The 19317-nt window shown below is 43.2% G+C and carries 12 protein-coding genes; 2 read left to right on the top strand and 10 right to left on the bottom strand.

Annotated elements, in window-relative coordinates; translation table 11 throughout:
- Nucleotides 1–65: 65 nt before the first annotated feature.
- From ilvB to MB380_RS18775, 5 genes are all read right to left on the bottom strand, one after another.
- Nucleotides 66–1826 carry a biosynthetic-type acetolactate synthase large subunit gene (ilvB, locus tag MB380_RS18795; RefSeq protein WP_253529924.1) on the bottom strand — a complete coding sequence of 587 codons (1761 nt, stop codon included), beginning with the start codon at nt 1824–1826 and terminating at the stop codon, nt 66–68.
- A 105-nt stretch (nt 1827–1931) separates the two neighbouring features.
- On the bottom strand, nt 1932–3611 hold the full coding sequence (ilvD, locus tag MB380_RS18790) for a dihydroxy-acid dehydratase (RefSeq protein ID WP_253529922.1): 1680 nt from the start codon (nt 3609–3611) through the stop codon (nt 1932–1934).
- Between the two features lie 325 nt (nt 3612–3936).
- Nucleotides 3937–4836, bottom strand: coding sequence for an MBL fold metallo-hydrolase (locus MB380_RS18785; RefSeq protein ID WP_253529920.1), 900 nt, complete (start codon nt 4834–4836; stop codon nt 3937–3939).
- Between the two features lie 65 nt (nt 4837–4901).
- Nucleotides 4902–5714 (bottom strand): MBL fold metallo-hydrolase, encoded by an 813-nt coding sequence (locus MB380_RS18780; RefSeq protein ID WP_253529918.1) that lies wholly within the window; start codon nt 5712–5714, stop codon nt 4902–4904.
- Nucleotides 5715–5752: 38 nt separating this feature from the next.
- A complete protein-coding gene (locus MB380_RS18775) occupies nt 5753–8956 on the bottom strand; it encodes a glycoside hydrolase family 3 N-terminal domain-containing protein (protein WP_253529915.1) in 3204 nt (1067 codons plus the stop codon).
- A 333-nt stretch (nt 8957–9289) separates the two neighbouring features.
- On the opposite strand from MB380_RS18775, the gene lon reads away from it, so the two are divergent.
- Entirely contained in the window at nt 9290–11776 is a 2487-nt protein-coding gene (lon, locus tag MB380_RS18770) for an endopeptidase La (protein WP_253529913.1), read from the top strand.
- A 53-nt stretch (nt 11777–11829) separates the two neighbouring features.
- Here lon and MB380_RS18765 read toward each other — a convergent pair whose 3' ends face one another.
- Nucleotides 11830–12708, bottom strand: coding sequence for a DNA-3-methyladenine glycosylase (locus MB380_RS18765; protein ID WP_253529911.1), 879 nt, complete (start codon nt 12706–12708; stop codon nt 11830–11832).
- A 39-nt stretch (nt 12709–12747) separates the two neighbouring features.
- Nucleotides 12748–14016 (bottom strand): hypothetical protein, encoded by a 1269-nt coding sequence (locus MB380_RS18760; protein ID WP_253529909.1) that lies wholly within the window; start codon nt 14014–14016, stop codon nt 12748–12750.
- 126 nt (nt 14017–14142) lie between these two features.
- Here MB380_RS18760 and MB380_RS18755 point away from each other — a divergent pair, with 126 nt between their 5' ends.
- A complete protein-coding gene (locus MB380_RS18755; RefSeq protein ID WP_253529907.1) occupies nt 14143–15207 on the top strand; it encodes a family 16 glycoside hydrolase in 1065 nt (354 codons plus the stop codon).
- Nucleotides 15208–15239: 32 nt separating this feature from the next.
- Here the strand turns inward: MB380_RS18755 and MB380_RS18750 are convergent, their stop codons facing one another.
- The 3 genes from MB380_RS18750 to MB380_RS18740 all read right to left on the bottom strand — a co-directional run bounded on the left by MB380_RS18750 (nt 15240) and on the right by MB380_RS18740 (nt 19291).
- Nucleotides 15240–15755, bottom strand: coding sequence for a hypothetical protein (locus MB380_RS18750; RefSeq protein ID WP_253529905.1), 516 nt, complete (start codon nt 15753–15755; stop codon nt 15240–15242).
- 167 nt (nt 15756–15922) lie between these two features.
- A complete protein-coding gene (locus MB380_RS18745) occupies nt 15923–16627 on the bottom strand; it encodes an outer membrane lipoprotein-sorting protein (RefSeq protein WP_253529903.1) in 705 nt (234 codons plus the stop codon).
- A gap of 90 nt (nt 16628–16717) precedes the next feature.
- Nucleotides 16718–19291, bottom strand: a complete 2574-nt coding sequence (locus tag MB380_RS18740) for a TonB-dependent receptor domain-containing protein (protein ID WP_253529890.1) — start codon at nt 19289–19291, stop codon at nt 16718–16720.
- Nucleotides 19292–19317 lie beyond the last annotated feature (26 nt).

Raw genomic sequence — 19317 nt, 5'->3', positions numbered from 1 at the left:
CGGATTAGCGAATAATTTGAATGACAAACTGCTTGATTCGCTCATTCGTCATTAGCCATTCACTATTACTCCAGTCGTATTTCAGACACGCTTGTGCCTGCCGGAACCATCGGGAATACGTTTTCCTCTTTTTCTACCAATACCTCCAGCAGATAGGCTTTGTCTGACTGCAGTAGCCTGTCAAGCGACTCGCTGAGGTTTTCTCTTTCAGCACAGGTATGGCCTTCAATGCCAAATCCTTTGGCTATGGTAATGAAATCAGGATTCTTTAATTCAACGAATGAGTAACGGTTATCGAAGAACAATTGCTGCCATTGGCGTACCATGCCCAGATAATTGTTGTTCAGGATAATCATTTTAACTGCCAGCCCGCTTTGCGCAATGGTTCCTAGCTCCTGGATGGTCATCTGAAAACAACCATCGCCAATAATGCCTACCACTTCGCGTTCAGGCGCTCCCATTTTGGCGCCGAATGAAGCCGGAATAGCAAATCCCATAGTACCTAATCCGCCGGATGCAATATAAGAATTAGGCTTCCGGAACTGGTAATACCGTGCCGTTACCATCTGGTGCTGGCCAACGTCTACCACAATACAGGCTTCACCTTTGGTTTTGTCAGACAACATGGCAACCACTTCTGCCATTTTTATCTTACCTTCACCTTTCAAATCGCGAAGCGTTACTTTCTGGTGTTCTCTGGCATCCAGTTTCCTGAATTCGTTTTTCCAGGCAGTAAATTCTCCTCTCTTAACCAGCGGCATCAGCATTTTCAATGCTTCTTTGGCATCACCAACTACAGGCGCCTCGGTTTTCTTTATTTTCTCTATTTCAGAAGGGTCTATTTCTATATGAATGATTCGCGCCTGTTTGGCAAACCTTGTTGCATCGCCCGTTACGCGGTCATCAAAGCGCATCCCAATGGCAATCAACACATCGCACTGGTCTGTCATTACATTAGGTGCATACATGCCATGCATACCCAGCCAGCCCATATAATTGGGGTGGTCAATCGGTACGGCAGACAAACCTAATAAGGTGCTGGCGCAAGGCATATCTGTTTTTTCAATAAACTCAAGCAGCTCTTGTACGGCATCAGCAATTAATACGCCGTGGCCAAACAATATATAGGGGCGTTTAGCCTTGTTAATCAGCTCGGCGGCTTTTTCAATCTGCTCTTGCTTAGGCACAATGCGAGGGCGATACGTTACCAGTTTATTTACCTTTTGGTAACTGAACTTGTCTGTCATTTTACCTGCCTGTGCGTCGCGGGTGAAATCTATCACAACCGGGCCGGGCTTGCCAGCCTGGGCAATGTAAAATGCTTTGGCCATTACCTCTGGTACTTCATCGGGGCTGGTGATCTGGTAATTCCACTTGCAAACTGGCGTGGTTACGCCAATCATGTCAGTTTCCTGAAATGCATCTGTACCCAATAAAGTAGATTTAACCTGGCCTACAATACAAACCAATGGGGTGCAGTCAATAATCGCGTCTGCTATGGGTGTTATCAGGTTTGTGCCACCCGGGCCAGATGTTACCAGGCAAATACCGGGGCGACCACTGACACGCGCATAACCCTGCGCGGCATGGCCGGCACCCTGCTCATGACGGACAAGTATATGGTTAAGACGGTCTATATAGTCATAGAGGGCATCATAAGTAGGCATAATAGCGCCACCGGGGTATCCGAAAATGGTTTCTACGCCTTCGGCCAGCAGGCACTCCATCATGGCTTGTGCACCTGTAAGATATTCTCTCTTTTGGGGCTCTTCAAGGGGTAAAGTTAATACCTCCTGCTTGGCTTCTACTTCTAATAAATTTCCCATGTCAGAGTGGTTTTTAATGTATCCTTATATTGTTGTAAGTCTTTTCGCCGGTTATCTTTTGCAAATATTGCTGAAGCCGCTGTTCCGGTTTACCGGCTTTGTCAGTTACAGGTCAGTTACGCAACCTTCACTAGCCGAACTTACATTTTTGATGTATTTTCTAAGTACTCCTCTTTTAAATGTTGATTCTTTCGGTTGCCAGGCTGCCCTGCGTTCGGCCAGTTCATCGTCTGACACGTGCAGAATCAGCTTGTTGTCAATGGCATCAATAGTAATTTTGTCGCCATCTTTTACCAAGGCAATTGTGCCGCCATCAAATGCCTCCGGTGTTACGTGGCCTACTACAAAACCGTGTGTACCACCCGAGAAACGGCCATCGGTAATCATGGCTACTGAATCGCCGAGTCCGGCACCCATTACTGCTGAGGTTGGCTTAAGCATTTCTGGCATACCCGGCCCGCCTTTCGGGCCTTCATTGCGGATTACCACTACATGCCCTGCTTTTATTTCGCCTTTGCTCAAAAACTCAATTACTTCTTCTTCACGCTCACATACTTTGGCGATACCTTCAAATTTTTCGCCTTCTTTTCCGGTTATTTTTGCTACCGCACCTTTTTCGGCCAGGTTTCCGTATAAAATCTGTAAGTGGCCAGTTGCTTTAAGCGGACTGGTAACCGGGCGAATTATACTTTGTGTGCTGAAATCAAGGTCTGGTACATCCTGCAGGTTTTCGGCAACGGTTTTACCCGTTATGGTGATGCAGTCGCCGTGCAACAAACCGTTTTGTAAAAGATACTTCATTACTGCCGGCACACCACCAATGGGGTGCATGTCTTCCATATAATATTTACCTGAAGGTTTCAGGTCGCCCAATAAAGGTGTGCGGTCTGAAATGGCCTGAATGTCATCTAATGTAAATTCTACACCTGCCGAAGAGGCAATGGCCAGGTAGTGTAACACCGCGTTGGTAGAACCACCTAATGCCATTACTACTGTAAGTGCATTTTCAAATGCCTTGCGTGTCATGATGTCACGCGGTAGTATCTGTTTTTCAAGAAGCACTTTCATGGCGGCACCAATGGCAAGGCATTCTGCCTTTTTGCCTTCGTGTGTGGCCGGGTATGAAGAGCTGTTTGGTAAGCTCATGCCCATTGCCTCAATAGATGACGCCATCGTGTTGGCTGTGTACATACCACCACAGGCACCCTGGCCCGGAATTGAGTTCTGGATAACGCCTTTATAATCTTCGTCAGATATATTATTGGCAAACTTTTTACCTAATGCCTCAAAAGCCGAAACGATGTCCAGCTTCTGTCCGTGGTAATAACCTGACTTCACGGTGCCGCCATAAACCAATATGGCAGGGCGGTTTAGGCGTGCCATGGCCATCATGGCGCCCGGCATGTTTTTATCGCAACCTACAACGGCAATTACACCATCATACCATTGAGCCGACACCACGTCTTCAATTGAATCGGCAATGATATCGCGGCTTGGTAATGAGTAACTCATGCCGTCGTTTCCGTTGGTCATTCCGTCTGAAACACCAATCGTATTAAAAATCAGTCCAACCATTCCGTTTTCCTGCACGCCTTTTTTTACATGCACCGAAAGCCCGTTCAGGTGAATGTTACAGGGGTTGCCCTCATAACCGGTACTGGCTATACCAATCTGGGGTTTTTCCATGTCTTCTTCTGTAAGGCCAATGGCATATAGCATGGCTTGTGCGGCAGGGTTTGTTACTTCCTGTGTAAGCGTTCGACTGTATTTATTGAGAGTGGTCATTGAAATTGAATGGGGTGATTTAAGTCTTAAATAATATTTTGTTCATAAAAAAACCTTCTTCACTGTGTGAAGAAGGTCGTCAGGCTATGGTCATGCGTCCTCCTTCACACTCGCTAGGCGAGCAGGTGAATAATTAGAACGATAATGACTCTATGTTGGCTCATGAATAAACTTCTCTATTTGCGAAAATTCGCTAAGTGCGAATCATATTCTATACAAATGTAGGCGAAAGGATTTTTTAATTCCAAATTTTTTAAAATAAAATTTCAGAATTTCCATTTTTTTGCACTTTTCTAAGTTAGCTTTAGGCTAATTCAAAGATTTTTTATACCCCAGCAATCTCTTCGTAGGTGGCCTGAATGCTTCTCTGGATGCCATCGCCCTGCATTTGGGTTACGCCCGGAATAGCCGTGGTCTTTAAAACTTCTTCTTTCGTTTTACCGGCTTTTACTTCGCCTTCTACAAAACTCCATAGCTTTGCCAGGTAGTCCTGAAACACCATGATGTCTTCTTTATTACCGGTTATTTTTTCAGGGTCGAAGGCATGGCCGAAAACAAAAAGTGTTTGGTTATCAAAAGTTGACAGCGTTTTGTCAAGCACGTTAAGCCAGTTTTTGACTGATGCCCCGGCAGCACGGTCTACAAAAGGGTATCGGCGGTTAAACAGCAAATCGCCCATGTGAGCCACATTGGCTTGCTCAAAATGTATAATGCTGTCGCCATTGGTATGTCCGGGTCCAAAATAATGGGCTTTAATGGTCTCTTTACCAACTTTTTGTTTCCAGGTGTCGGTAAAGGTTATGTCAGGATATAACTGTTTGTCTTCAGTTTTGGCCTTTTCTGCGGCTACTTTCTGGTTTTTCAGTGAATTACTATGGGCAACTACATGTTCAGCAATGCCTTTGAAAGCAATGTTGCCACCCGAATGGTCGCCATGATGATGGGTATTGATAAGCAGTTGTATTGGTTTCTCTGATATTTTTTTTAGTTCACCAATCAGGTGATTCGACTGCTCAGGGAATTGAGAGTCTACCACGGCCAGGCCTTTAGGTGTAACCAGATAAGCTATGGTGCCACCGCGTTCAGTAAAAACACCTACGCCACCGCGTAAATCTTTCAGTTTATACGGATTCTGCGCCAGAATATTGGCCAGTAATTCTTTGCCAGAAAGAGCAAATGCCCCAAGAGTAAGGCCTGTGGTTTGTACAAAATTTCTGCGGTTCATGGGTCTAAAGATTAAAGTTTCTGTATGTTAATGTGTTACTAAACAGGTTGTTATGCTTGATCTGCTTATTCGTCTTCCAAAGCAGCTTCTACCATGTATCTGACGGATACGTCGTTGGATAGCAAAAGCCGCATCAGATGATTTTCACGCAGTTTCATGGTTCGCATGATGTCTTTAACCGGCAAACCCTTTTGGTGCAGGCCGCGTGCATGCCCGCCAAAGTCTTCAAAATACTGTAATTTGGCCTGTAATTGCTGTTTACCATCTTTTAACCGGGGGTGGTGCCCACAAAAAAGTACATCAAAATTGTATTGAAGTATATTTTTCATAGACGCTACCTGCTGCCAGAATTTCTCGCCTTTTCTGAAAACCCTGATCCGGATACCCACAAACAAGTCGCCTGAAAACAGCCAGCCTTTGTTGGGCTCGAGAAAAACCGTGTGGTCGTCTGAATGCCCCGGTGTATAAATAGGAACTAATTGGTGGTTTGGCGTTTCAATAATGGCCGGGAAGTGGTGTATATGGCTTTCATAAGGTGTAATATGCCCGAAAAGTACTTTCTCATAAGGATGCAGACCGAAGCCTTTTTTTATTTTTTCTTGGGTTGCTGCGTGGGCAAATACCTCAGCCTTATGCTCAATCGCCAAAGCAGCTACATTACCTGAGTGGTCTTCATGAAAATGCGTCAGCAGAATTTTTTCAATTCTTTTGTCCTTAAATGTGGCTTTTACTTTTTCTCGGCAGTGCGCCTGGGCGGTATCAATTAATACGTGGTCAAAAACAAAACAGTACACATTAAACCAGGGTTTGCCGATAGGAGCATAACCAAAACGGAAAAGCTCAACATCGGCAAACTTTCTATGTTTCAGATATTGCATTTTTCTAAGAAGTAAAACATTAATTTACTCCACCTGTATTATTTTACGGTTTTGTAAATCTCATCGCCAATAGCTGTTCTGATGTTCAGCGTACTTATCTTCGTGTTATCACGGGTTGGGTAAACACGGTTTGATAAGAAAACGTAGGCAAAATTATATTTAGGGTCTACCCAAACGAAAGTACCTGTAAAGCCTGAATGACCATAGCTTTCAGGTGTTGCCAGTGTTGGCCCGTTGGCCACCTTAGGGTTAAAGTCTATTTTGTCAAATGCAATGGCTCTTCTGTTTTTTAGTTCAGGAAACTGGTAACGGGTGCACTCATCAACCACCTCGGGCTTAATAAACTGCTTGCCGCCGTAAGTTCCTTTTTGCAGATAAAGCTGCATCAGTTTCATTAAGTCGTTGGCATTGCCAAACAAACCTGCGTGCCCCGAAACACCATTGAGCATACCGGCGCCTTCATCATGCACACGCCCGTGTATGAGTGTATGCCTGAATAAAGTATCGCGCTCACTGGGTACAATCTGAGATTTAGGATAAAAGCGCAGCGGATTATAGGTAAGGCTGTTTGCCCCTAGTTGTTTGTAAGTTTTTTTCAGGTAGTCTTCCCAGGGCATGCCTGTTATGCGCGGCATAAAAGTCGGGTAGGCGTAGTAATGTAAATCGCTATACACGTAGCCCTGCTCGGGTTTAACAGGCGAATCTTTAATGGCATTGAAAATTTTCTCTCTGTAATCTTTGTGCAGCCACAGGCTGTCTGTCAGTTGAACCGTGTAATCATCCGACGGCTCGTTAGCAATCGTATTCTTTTTCCAAACCAATGTAACAGGCGACAGCGTTTCTTTCCACAGATTTTTATCTTCTTTAATGGCTTTCATGAGCATGGCATAGTATTTCTTTTTGCTCATTAAAAATTTCCTTTTGTATTTCTGTGCATACTTAGCTTTAAATATGGGGCTGTTCATTACGGTCTTTACCGAGTCTATGCAGTCCATCCAGAACGGAATCCAGGCTTTCAGGCCTGATTTATGGGTAAGCATATCTCTGAACCGCAAATTTGCCTTATTTGAGTTGTCAAATTCTGTGTAGTAGTCCTTAAAGGTTTTGTCGAGGTCAAACTTGTTTTCGCTCATTAACTGCATTACAGCCAGCAATGATGTACTTACTTTGGTAACCGAGGCCAGGTCATACAGGTCGGTTAATTTTACCTTGCCGTTTGATACCGCATTGGTTTGTGCCGCCCCTGCCTGTATAGAAGCAGCGCTTTTTACTTTTTCGTCCATCACATCATTTTTATTACCGGCGCTTAAAACCATTTCATTAGCTGTATTCAGGCCTGCTTTGGCGGCTTCGTAAGTATGGTATCCAAATGCTTTGTGGTAAATAACCCTTCCGTCTTTGGCTACCTCAAGTACCGCACCGGGGTATGCTTTTTCTTTCAGACCCAGATTTACTACCGAGTCCATCCGGGCATTGAAAACCTTACTGTCAAGCCCAACCATTTCGGGTACACCATAAGCTAACCGACCGATTGACTGGGTTTGTTTGCCAGATTCCAGGCGATAATTTTCATTAACTGTAACAGGTAGCTTGCCAATAAACGGAATAGCCCCGAAAATGGCTTGTGCCGAGGCCTCTTCCATGTAGGGGGTTAGCTGATACGCCATTACAACGGCTTTAGCTTTGTCAAGGTCTTCAAATTTATCCAACGAATAAGGGTTGCCAAAGAGCGTTACTACGGCTTTGCCGGTATTTACCAGGGCTTTTACAGCCTTTTTATTGGCATCAGTAACACCATATTTAGCAGCCGGACGAATATTATTCAGGTGTACACCCACCAGTATGAGGTCATATCCTGAGACTTGCTCCAGCATTTTGCTGATGTCGGCATCGGTGGCATTGGCCGGTAAATTGAAATTATCAACCGTAGTATAGTTAGCCGCCATTTTCTGAAAAGCCGTTGGCTGAACAGCATCAACAGAAACCACTGCAATTTTGGCTGTCAGGTCTTTAACGGGCAAAACACTTTCTTCATTTTTTATGAGCGTAAGGGCTGCTTCGGCAAACTGACGGTTCAGCACGTCTGACTTCGTGGTGTTCAGATCTTGTATCAGATTATTAATTTCTATTGGTTTATATTTATCTAAACCTACCCATGATTTAGCCATCAGGATTTTCTTAACCCTGAAATCAATTTCTTCCTGGGTTATTTCCTTATTGGCAACGGCTGCTTTAATGGCTGCTATGGCTGCCGGCACATCTTCGAAGGTTTCAAGGATATCATTACCTGCCAGAATGGCTTTTACATTGGCTTGCCCGTTAGGGAAGTATTTTACCGCTCCCTGCATATCCATGGCATCAGTAAATACAAGACCTTTAAATTTTAAATCATTACGGAGCAAATCAGTAACAATATTTTTTGAGAGCGTAGACGCCAGATTTTTGGCGCTGTCTAAAGCCGGAATACTCAGGTGGGCTGTCATGACACCGCTGAGGCCGCTGTTCATGAGCATACGGTAAGGGTAAAGCTCAATATTATCCAGCCGTTTTTTGTCGTGGCTTATCAGGGGTAAATCATAGTGAGAGTCTACGCCTGTATCACCATGCCCCGGAAAGTGCTTGGCCGACGTCAGAATACGCTCGCTGTTCATGCCCTGCATATAGGCAATGGCCTTAGAGGCCACGTCATATTTGTTTTCACCGAACGAGCGGAAATTGATAACCGGGTTGTTGGGGTTATTATTGACATCTACTACAGGGGCATAATTGATGTGCACGCCCATTCTGCGGCATTGACGGGCTATTTCTGCACCCATTTCGCGTATATCTGCTTCTTTACCTCTGATGGCGCCTAGCGTCATCTGATAAGGGAACCGAACGGTACTATCCAGCCTCATGGCCAGTCCCCATTCTAAATCCATTCCTATCAGCATGGGTACTTTAGACATCCCCTGCAGCTCATTTACAATGCGAGCCTGTGTGGTTGGCTGGCCAGCAAAGAAAACCAGACCGCCCACTTTGTAATCCTGTACCCATTTTCTGAGCTTTTCAACGTTATATCCCTGGCCTGAAGTATTTCCCCGCGGCATCAATAACTGACCGATTTTTTCGTCTAACGACAGGGTCGCGAAAACAGAATCTACCCAGCGTTGGTTATAGTTATTGAGGAAATCGGGGCTTTTTTGAGCAAAGGAAGATAGCAGACTGAAAAACAGAAAACAGAGCAGGAATACTTTTTTCATGAGTTTAAGATTTTGTCGGAACAGAAATCAAAAATAGACAATAAATCTGTATGGTTTCAAAAACCTGAGCATATTTAATGATTTTACTGCCACTATGCCATGTATATAGAATTGGCACTTGGTTTGAACAATAAAAAAAGCACAGAAATATTTTAATTATATAAAACGTTTTGTACATTCACTCTGACATTCTGGCAGATAAATACGAGTCATTAATGGTTTTTTAGAAGGGTGTTCAGCAGGTTTTTACCAGATAATTAACTAATGTTTGCTGTTAAATAAAACGGGTTTTTTTAAGAAAAAGCCTTATAGAAGAACCTAAATTTGTGGTACATGAATCGTGAACTAATCTCCAGCCTTATGATGGGACGCCAAGACGTAGAAAATGTGGAAATGATTGAAATCGCTTCACCGGATGAAGTGATGGAGAATGAAAATAATCTTCCAACCGAACTAGCGCTTCTTCCGCTTCGAAATACCGTTCTGTTTCCGGGTATTGTTATACCTGTTACTGTTACAAGGGCCAAATTTATTAAAATGGTAAAAAAGGCTTATCGCACCGATAAAACCATTGGTGTGGTTGCACAAATACGCCATACGCCCAACGAACCTACACCTGAAGATTTATATAAAATAGGTACGATTGCAACCATTCTTAAAATGATTGTGCTGCCTGATGGAAATGTGACGGTTATTATTCAGGGGCGACGCCGTTTTGAGGTTATTAACTATATCCAGACCGAACCACACCTAAGCGCTACGGTTAAGTATATAGCTGATAATTTTCCGAGTGTACGCAAAAAAGAGGTAAAAGCCCTGATACAGAGCCTGAAAGAGGCGGCTTATAAAATTCTGAGCCTGAATCCGGAAATACCGAAAGATGCGCAGATGGCTATCAGTAATATTGACAGCCCTAGTTTCCTGACGCACTTTTTGTCTTCTAACCTGAATATAGAGATTAGCGAGAAACAATTGCTACTGGAGACTTACGACGGTAGCGAACAAGCGCACAAACTGCTGGAACACATGATGAAGGAGATTCAGGTGCTTGAAATCAAAAGAGATATACAAAGCAAAGCCAGCCTTGATATTGACCAGCAACAAAGGGAATATTACCTGCGCCAGCAGATAAAGGTATTGCAGGAAGAACTGGGCATGGAAACGCCTGATCAGGAAGTAGAAAAACTGCGTGCCAAAGGCGCCAAAAAGAAATGGTCTAAAGAGGCCAACGAGCATTTTCATAAAGAACTGAACAAAATTCTGCGCATGAACTCAATGGCGCCAGAATACGGGGTTTCATTAACCTATGCCGAAACCATGATTGAGCTGCCCTGGGCAGAATACACAAAAGATAATTTTGACCTGAAAAGGGCTAAAAAAATACTGGATGCCGACCACTCGGGTCTTGAGAAAGTAAAAGAGCGTATCATTGAGTATCTGGCCGTATTAAAATTACGGAGCGATATGAAAGCGCCTATTCTGTGCCTTTATGGGCCTCCGGGTGTTGGTAAAACATCATTGGGGCGCTCAATTGCCAAGTCGCTGGGCCGTAATTACATACGGATGGCGCTGGGTGGATTGCATGATGAGGCAGAAATACGCGGCCACAGAAAAACGTATATCGGCGCCATGCCGGGCAAGGTGATTCAGAATCTGCAAAAAGCCAGGTCGTCAAACCCGGTATTTGTTTTAGACGAAATAGATAAGGTATCCCGCGATTTCAGAGGTGACCCTTCATCGGCACTGCTGGAAGTTCTGGACCCCGAACAAAACTCGTCCTTCAAAGACAATTATCTGGAGGTTGACTATGATTTATCTAAGGTGCTTTTCATTGCCACTGCCAATTCTTTAGATACTATTCAGGCGCCATTAAGAGACCGCATGGAGATAATTGAGATTTCAGGCTATACGGTTGAGGAGAAAATAGAAATCGCTAAAAAACACCTGGTGCCTAAGCAGTTAGAGCAACACGGTATAAAGGTAAAAGATCTGAAAATAGAAGACAAGGCTATTCAACGGGTAATTGAAGGCTACACCAGAGAATCGGGGGTTCGTCGTCTTGAACAGCAGATTGGAACTTTGATAAGAAAAGTTGCCAAATCTATTGCCATGCAGGAGGAGTATCCGAAACTGATAAAAGTTGAACACGTTGAGAAATTACTGGGTGGTGCAGTTTTTGACCAGGATTTATATGAAGGCAATGAGTTGCCAGGTGTGGTAACCGGATTGGCCTGGACATCGGTAGGTGGAGATATACTTTTCATAGAGTCTAGCCTGAGCAGGGGTAAAGGCCAGCTGACGTTGTCTGGCCAATTGGGAGACGTGATGAAAGAGTCGGCCGTTACGGCGCTTTCTTACCTTAAATCGCATGCCGATGAAATAGGTATTGATTACCGCATTTTTCAGAATTACGATTTGCACGTACACGTGCCACAGGGGGCTGTGCCAAAAGATGGTCCGTCTGCAGGTATTACGATGGTTACATCAATGGCCTCTATCTATACCCAAAGACAACTGAAGCCGAATCTGGCCATGACAGGCGAGATTACCCTGCGCGGAAAAGTACTGCCTGTGGGCGGTATTAAAGAGAAAATTCTGGCTGCCAAGCGTGCGGGTATAAAAGAGATTGTAATGTGCTACAAAAACCGCAAGGATGTAGAGGAAGTAGGTGCCGCATATACTGAAGGCCTCACTTTCCATTACGTAGACTACGTGCAGGAAGTGCTGGAAATAGCATTATTGCCCGGCAAAGTTGCCAATGCCATGAAGTTTATTCTGCCGGAAGAAAAAAAAGAGGTTGAGCCGGTAGAACTTTTATAGTGCTAACTATTGACTACAAAAAATAGCAGTTGCCTGAAGCAGCTGCTATTTTTTTATTCCAGCAAGGAGTGCCAGAAATAAAATGTAGCATAACCACGCCAGCCCGGCCACAGGGAAGCCATCTGGTGCAATTCGGCAATGGTGGGTTTGGCCGGTAATTTATATTGATTTTTTACCGCATGATGAAGGCCTACATCTTCAACCGGAAACGCATCGTAGCTTTTGAGGCTTTTCATCATTGAGTAGTTGGCTGTCCAGTTTCCTACTCCTTTAATGGCAGTTAATTGCTGCTTGATTTCTTCATACCCTAACCGGGATAGTTTCTCCTGCGCCAGAATACCCTCTGCAAATGCCTGCGAAATATTTATTATATATTGTGCCTTACTTCTGCTGAACTGAAATGGCTGGAAGTCTTCCACCTTAAGTGCCGCCAGTGTTTGTGGTGTGGGTAGTGTATAAAATGTGTCACCATCAAAAGTTACACTTTTACCAAAGTTGTGTACCAGCCTTTGTTTAAGCGCGTAAGCAAAATTAAGATTGATCTGTTGGCCGATAACCGACCAAACCAGCGACTCGAATAAATCGGGCATACCTACCATGCGCAGGCCATAGTATTTCTGGCAAAGCTGCTGCATTATAGGGTCGGCCTGTACGGCATTATAAAAAACGTTCAGGTCGGCGGTCAGGTCAAACCAGTTTTCAATATAGTTTTTTATGCGCTGCTGCACTTCTGGCGTGGCTTTTCCGGTATGGATATGAACGGCAAGGCCGTTGTGATATGCAATAGAAAACAGCACCAGCTCATTGCCCATGTCTAAAACCTTGTAGATATTATCTCCCTTTATGGTATGCAGGCACTCTTTTTCATTACGCGATAAAAACCTCAGCAACTCCTGATAACTAAATGCTTCGGGCGTGGTAATATGTATCATTATTTAGGTTGTCGAAAATGTTAAAAATAGCGACCGAGCTTAAAGTCTGGTAATCTGTGTATTTTTTATGATGCCATTCCCCCTGAAAATAAAGCCAATTTCTTTGAGTTTACCCAGATGCTTTTTATAGGGTGTTTCAAAAATCGTTTGATTGTTTAATGCAATACTCACAAATTTGTTTCTGTTGATTATGCTCACATGCTGCCACCCGTACATTTGAGTACCAAAAGCGGTTAAATCTGTTTTTTTGCCGTCAAACCTCCGGTTACTGATACTTAGGTTTATGTTACTTTCACAGCCTTTATGGGCCAGGTTAACATACATATATTCATATTCTCCTTTAATCAGCACGGCTACTGCAGGGCAAACTACGCCTGTTGAATCCATTCTGAAATCAGTTCTGAAAACAAATCTGTTTCCATCAATATTAAAATCGCGGCTATTATGAAAAGTGAGCATAAAGGGTTCTTTGGTATCTAGTTTGTTACTGACCAAAACATCGGGCTTTACGCCGATGATGTCTTTTGATACCCAATCGGCCTCCGGCAGTATTTTATTCTCTATTGGTGGCTGGTGTGCCGCTATTACCCAGTTGTCGGTCCTGATATGTACCGGAATCTCTCTGATGATAGAGTCGTCTGCAATGATTTTGGCCATGTAGTAGCCGGGTAGGTAATAAATATCCGTTTGCTGGTAATTGCCTTTGGTAATTTCTACTCTTCGTTTTTTATCCCACGATTGCTGAATATAAAACTTCCTGGCATTAACAGAATCGATATTGTAAGTAAAAACAACTGTGTTAGGTACGGTATTAGAAACAGAGGTTTTGGCAGAAAACTGAACGTCTCCTGCACGAATACCATTTTTGAAAAGTTTGTTTTTAAACACCAGTAAGGCCAGAACCAGAATAATGCCGGTAATGGCGAACAGTCTTGTATGTGTAGACCGAGGTCTGATTTTTTCAAAGGGCTTATCGGGGTGGGGTATAAAAGTTTCAGTTGGCGGTACGGTTTTGCCTGTAAGTATTTGGGCCAGGTCAAGTTTGAGTGTGAGCCAGTCTTTATGGTAAGCAATTTTGCTGAGGGCATCAAGTGTTGACAAATGCGGTAAACGGTTGAACTCATTGCGCCAGATTCTTTTAATTGTGGTAAGGCTGATTTTTACACCCGATTTCTCTTCAATAAAAAATTCAAGAAACTCATAATCTTTCTGCCCCCGGCTTTCGTGCAGGCTGAGCCCTGCCATTTCCTCAATTTGTTGCTTTAGCCTATCCAGAAGTTCTTTATCGATAGGGTTGATGTCGTTCATAATCAGATGGGTTAAAAAACAATCGCAAAACAGTTGTAAAACAGTTCAATCTTGCACACGATAATTATCCGGGTGTCTGGCATATTGCAGCCTCAAATCATTACTCAAAATTTAAAACAAATTATTATGAAAATGCTCAGAATCAAATCATTAATTGTTGCTTTTTTTGTTGGCCTTTCTTTTAGTCTTTCGGCACAGAACGCTTTTAAAGACTGGCAGGGGTTCTCTGAAAACAACACGCCAGCCATTTTAACCGAGCAAACCTATAAAGATAAAAGCTGCATAAAATTAGATGGTAAAAATGAGGCTATCATTATTAGAAAGGATAAAAAATATGAAAATTTCAGAATAGACCTCGATATCGCCAGCCGTGTAATGGGCGGAATCGGCTTCCATGTAAAGAACGAACAGAACTACCAGTTTCTGTATTTCAGGCCCGGCTACGGTGGCACGCAGGAGGCAATTCAGTATGTGCCCATTTATAATGGTGGCTTAAGTTGGGTAATGTACCATTATCCGATTTATGAGGCCAAAGCAGCCATTGCTCAGCTGGAGTGGTTTCATGCCACTATAGAGGTGCGCGGCAGAATTATGAAAGTGTTTGTGAACTATAAAAAAGAACCAGATTTGATTGTGAGCCTGCTAGATACTGATACTGACAATGGAAGTATTTTATTGAGAAGTATGTTCGGAGAATCCTACTTTGCCAATGTGTATATTCAGGAGTTACCAAAAATACTTTACGAATGGTCTGTATCAGAGCAGCTGGTAAGAGACAAAACTTACGAATATACAGATATAAAGAAAATTAAGAACTGGACTAAAATTAACGATAGAAGAGACGAAATGGTGAATCTGAAAAGATATTATGAATACCCTAACGGAACGGTTTTTACCAGATGTAACGTAGTTTCTGAAGCTGATAAGCCCAAGTTGATGTACTTTGATTTTACCGGTAAGCTAAAAGTTTTTCTGAACGGAAAAGAGGTTTATAATTACGCCAGATTTAAGTTGGAAAGGTTGGAACTTTATCAGAACTGCACAGCCCTGGAACTGAAAAAAGGTGATAATGAGCTGGTATTTATTATTGAGGGTGACGCCTCTTTTTTTGGTGAAGGTTTTAATGCAATGGGAAGAAAACAGCATCAGAATTGGGGCTTTGTAGCTGGCTTGGCAGATATGGCCAGATAATGGTTTAAGGCATGGCTGGCATGCCCGGTCTTTTATTGTAAAAATACTACCGGCTTTGTTTCGGCTTCAAACTGCCGCAAAATACGCAGTAACTGCCCTTTTTGTTTGCTTTCGGCCCAGCCAGAATCATTATTATGGATTCCCTCAAAGTCCTGGTCAAGCACCAGCCCACTCTGATAAATAAGCGAGTCGTTTTTTAGCAGATATATACGGCTTTCAATTTTAAGTGAGTCGCTGCCATTGCTGATAAACTCGCAGTTTTTCAGCTGGCTTAGTATTTGTTTGTCAGATGATTTTAATACCCTGTTGCGTGGTATACCGGCCCAGGAGTTCATGAGGTCGTTAACACTTATAATTACGTAGGCGGTGTAATTGCCCTCCTGAAAATTAAATTGCTGAAAAGGCTTGTTTTCGTCTTTGATTGCTACAATAGAGGCTTGAGAGGTGGTGTTTTTATCGAAAATAAAAAATGGATATAGCCCGATAAAGTAAGCAACAACCAGGCCCAGGCATATAGCAGATAAGGCAAAAGCGATTGTCTTTTTCATTCGGTGAGTCACAGCTTGTTTTAGTTTATTGAATACATAGTAGCAGTCGTGCTGCAATTTTATTTTTTTTTTTGATGTAGCAAAAAAAAATTATTTACCGGTACCTGTAAAACAGAAGAGGCGCGCCTGCAGGCGCGCCTCTTTGTTCAATTAAATGCTAATGACTATCATTTAGGTTTTTTGAAAACCGCTGCATCAACCGGAGGGTTAATCTTGATTTTATTGGTTATAAATGCCAGATTACCCATCTGATTTACCATGTCCATAGAATAGGCAAACTTAATGCCGTCTACATCTTTGTAATCAGAGAAACTGATTTCCACTTCCACACCATTGGCTGAAGCCTTTGTTTTGGTCAACAAGTAGGTGGTGGCGTCTATATACTGATCAATCACATCACCTGTTGCCGAAGTTACTTTCAGATGGTAGCTGTCTTTTTTGTCTACTTTTTCTTTGCCCACCAGCTCAACTTTATTGCCTTTTTCTTTATAATTGAAAAGCGGACCGAAAGGGTCTAGCTGGCCTTTTAATTGTTTTGCCTGTTCAGCTGGCATATCTTCCGGCTCGCCTGTGCCACCCATCATTGTCGGGCGAACCATCCAGGCTGAAGTACCATCATAAGCCTGAACCATTGAGTTACCCATCACGGTTGACTCAGAGCGTACCGCTTTGTTTACCACCATTGTGCTGGTGCTTGGTATTTCCATGCCTTGTACAGACAACGAGCGCTCAATGTAAAGGGTATTTACCGATTTCAATTTATCTGCTCCGCCAAGGGCCGCAATGTGCTTGTCTACTATTTCATCGACAGTCTGGGCAAAGCTGCTTATTGAAACCAAAGCTGCAAATGCTGTTGCAAAAAGTTTGTTCATTTTCATTGTTCGATTTGAATTAAGTTTATTCGTTAGTTTATTAAGGGGCTTATCTGTAAATCCCTCCGGTTTTAAAGCCGGAGGGGCTGGTTATTGTCTTGGTTGCCCACCGCCTGTAGTGCCACCTGTGGTTTGTCCGCCGCTTTGGCCATCGCTTTTTACGTCGTCGTTGTTTACTGAGCGGGCTTTTTTCTTAGGTGCATCTACTGTCATTTTACCAATTTTGTAGCTGAATGTAAGGCGCACACCTCTGTTATACATATAAATATTGTTTACCTGATTGAACTGCGCCGATTTCAACTCACTACGGATATTGAAACTTTTGTTCAGGAAGTTTTCGCCGGCAAGGCCAAGGCTTCCTTTTTTGTTTTTAAAGTCTTTTTTGATACCAATGGTATAGAAGCCGAATCCACCCTGGTTACCCTGTAATTGAACCTGGTTTCCTTGTAGAAACCCGAAGGCCTGCGCACCCCATCCGTTTTTAAAGGTAGCCTGCGAGAACACACCACCACTGATATTCCAGCCTGAGTTAGTTATGGTTTCTGATACATTGTTCATACCCAATACTTGTCCTTCAAGCGTATTATAGATGATATTGGCAAACAAACCGACGTTAATTTTCGATGTTGCTGCAACGTTAGCAAAAATGTTGGAACCATACGCATGTTGGCGCCCGATATTTTTGTAAGTAGTAACAATTGCACCGGGCAGGGTATCTGACGGAATACGAACCTGCGATATGGCATTATTGGTTACTCTACCAAAAAACGAAGCATTCACAAAGGTTTTCTTAATGTTTTTGCTCAATGTTAATTCAAAGTTGTCGGTTATCTCTGGTTTCAGAGTAGGGTCACCCACAGTGATATTCTGAGGGTTAGCCGAGTTAAAGTTCGGGTTTAACTGTTGCAAACCCGGGCGTTGAATACGCTTATTGTAAGCCAGCTTAAAGGTAGTACCTTTAATGGTTTTTGAGGCATTTACACTTGGCACCAATACTCCGTAATCTGCTACACCAATCTGCCCGCCTTCTTTTGTGCTGGCATCTATAAATGTATGCTCGTAGCGCAAACCACCTTTAAAGGTATAACGTTTTTTGGTAGTATAAGTATATGAGCTATAAGCTGCTGCTATATTCTGATGGTAGGTAAGCGCGCCCTGAGGCTGATTGATTTCAGTTGAGAAATTGCCGGTTGGCCCTGCAATCAGAAACTTGTAATCGCTGGTTACTTCACGGAAGATACCCTTTCCGCCAAATTCAAGCATCTGGTTTTTTCTGATTGGGGTCTGGTAATCACTTTGCAGGGTAAATTCCTGATTCAGATTTGAGTTAATATTACGCTGACGGTTCAATAACTCTCCGCCTTGGGTCATCAGGTTGGCGTCAAAGTTATTTTTAAGGTCATTACGGCTATAAAGTGTAGAAATACTCCATTCCTGTTGAGGTTTTTTATAAGTGTGCAGGTAATCAATGTTCATGTCAACTGTTCCTGACAGGTTGTCTGCGTCAACGTCTCTTCGTGAGCTGGCGTCGGCGTCAAGGCTGCCATTACGGAATAACCTGGTTACAAGGTCTTGTTGCGTGCTGAAGTTACGAACGCCATAACGTACACCAGCTGTCAGGCTTTGGTTTTTGGCCAGGTCGTAATCGAATCCCAGGTTATACTGGCCAAACAACCCGTGACTTGAACCATCACCCGTTTGTTTGGTAAGCGTAGAAACTCCGTTTACGATACTTGTCTGGTCGAGAGAAGTTTTGGTAATGGTGTTATACATCCCACGGCCAAAACCACCTAGCGTTACGCCGCCTTTACCTTTTCTGTAGTTGCCGTTCAGGCTAAGTAATGAGCCTCTGTTACCAACGCCGCCATCTACATTCAGGCTTAAACCTTGCAGGCTGTTCTTTTTAGTAATAATGTTAATAATACCACCAGAACCTTCAGCATCATATTTAGCAGATGGACTGGTGATAACCTCAACGGTTTTAATCTGGTCGGCCGGTATTTGCTTCAAGGCATCGGCTACGCTGCTGGCAACTATGGTGCTGGGTTTATTGTTAATTAAAACCCTGATGTTCTGGCTACCTCTCAACGAAACGTTGCCGTCAAGGTCTACTGTCAATAAAGGTACTTTACGCAATACGTCTGAGGCATCGCCGCCTTTGGCTGCAATGTCTTTTTCTGCATTATAAACCAGGCGGTCAACTTTTTCTTCAATAAGGGCAGACTGGCCGGTTACGGTAACTTCATTCAGCAATTTGGCACTGCTGGCTATCAGTATGTTCCCCAGGTCAAGTTCTTGTCCTTTGCTTAGGGTTACATTGATATCTTTGGTAGTATAACCAATAAATGTAATTTGTAATTTAAACGAACCGGCAGCCACTTTGTTGAGGGTAAATTTCCCTTTTTCGTCGGCCATCGTGCCATCTACAGGCTTGCCGGTGGTTTTATCAAGAAGGGCAACACTGGCAAATTCAACAGTTTTATTGGTAGTTGAGTCTACAACAATACCCGAAATTTTGCTATTACCTTTGGGTGTCTGGTCTCCTGCTGTACCCGGCAATGCTTTAGTGGCTGGTGCCCCGCCCATCGGGAACTGAGCCTGAGCTGCCGTAAATGAGGTGAAAACAGATGCGATTAGAATGATTAGTAAATTACTTTTTTTCATGATTTAGTTTTTAACGTTACAAAGTT

Source organism: Emticicia sp. 21SJ11W-3 (assembly GCF_024138715.1).
Classification (GTDB): domain Bacteria; phylum Bacteroidota; class Bacteroidia; order Cytophagales; family Spirosomataceae; genus Emticicia; species Emticicia fluvialis.
Note: the sequence above shows the minus strand (reverse complement) of the source record. Positions and strands in the feature narration are given on the sequence as shown.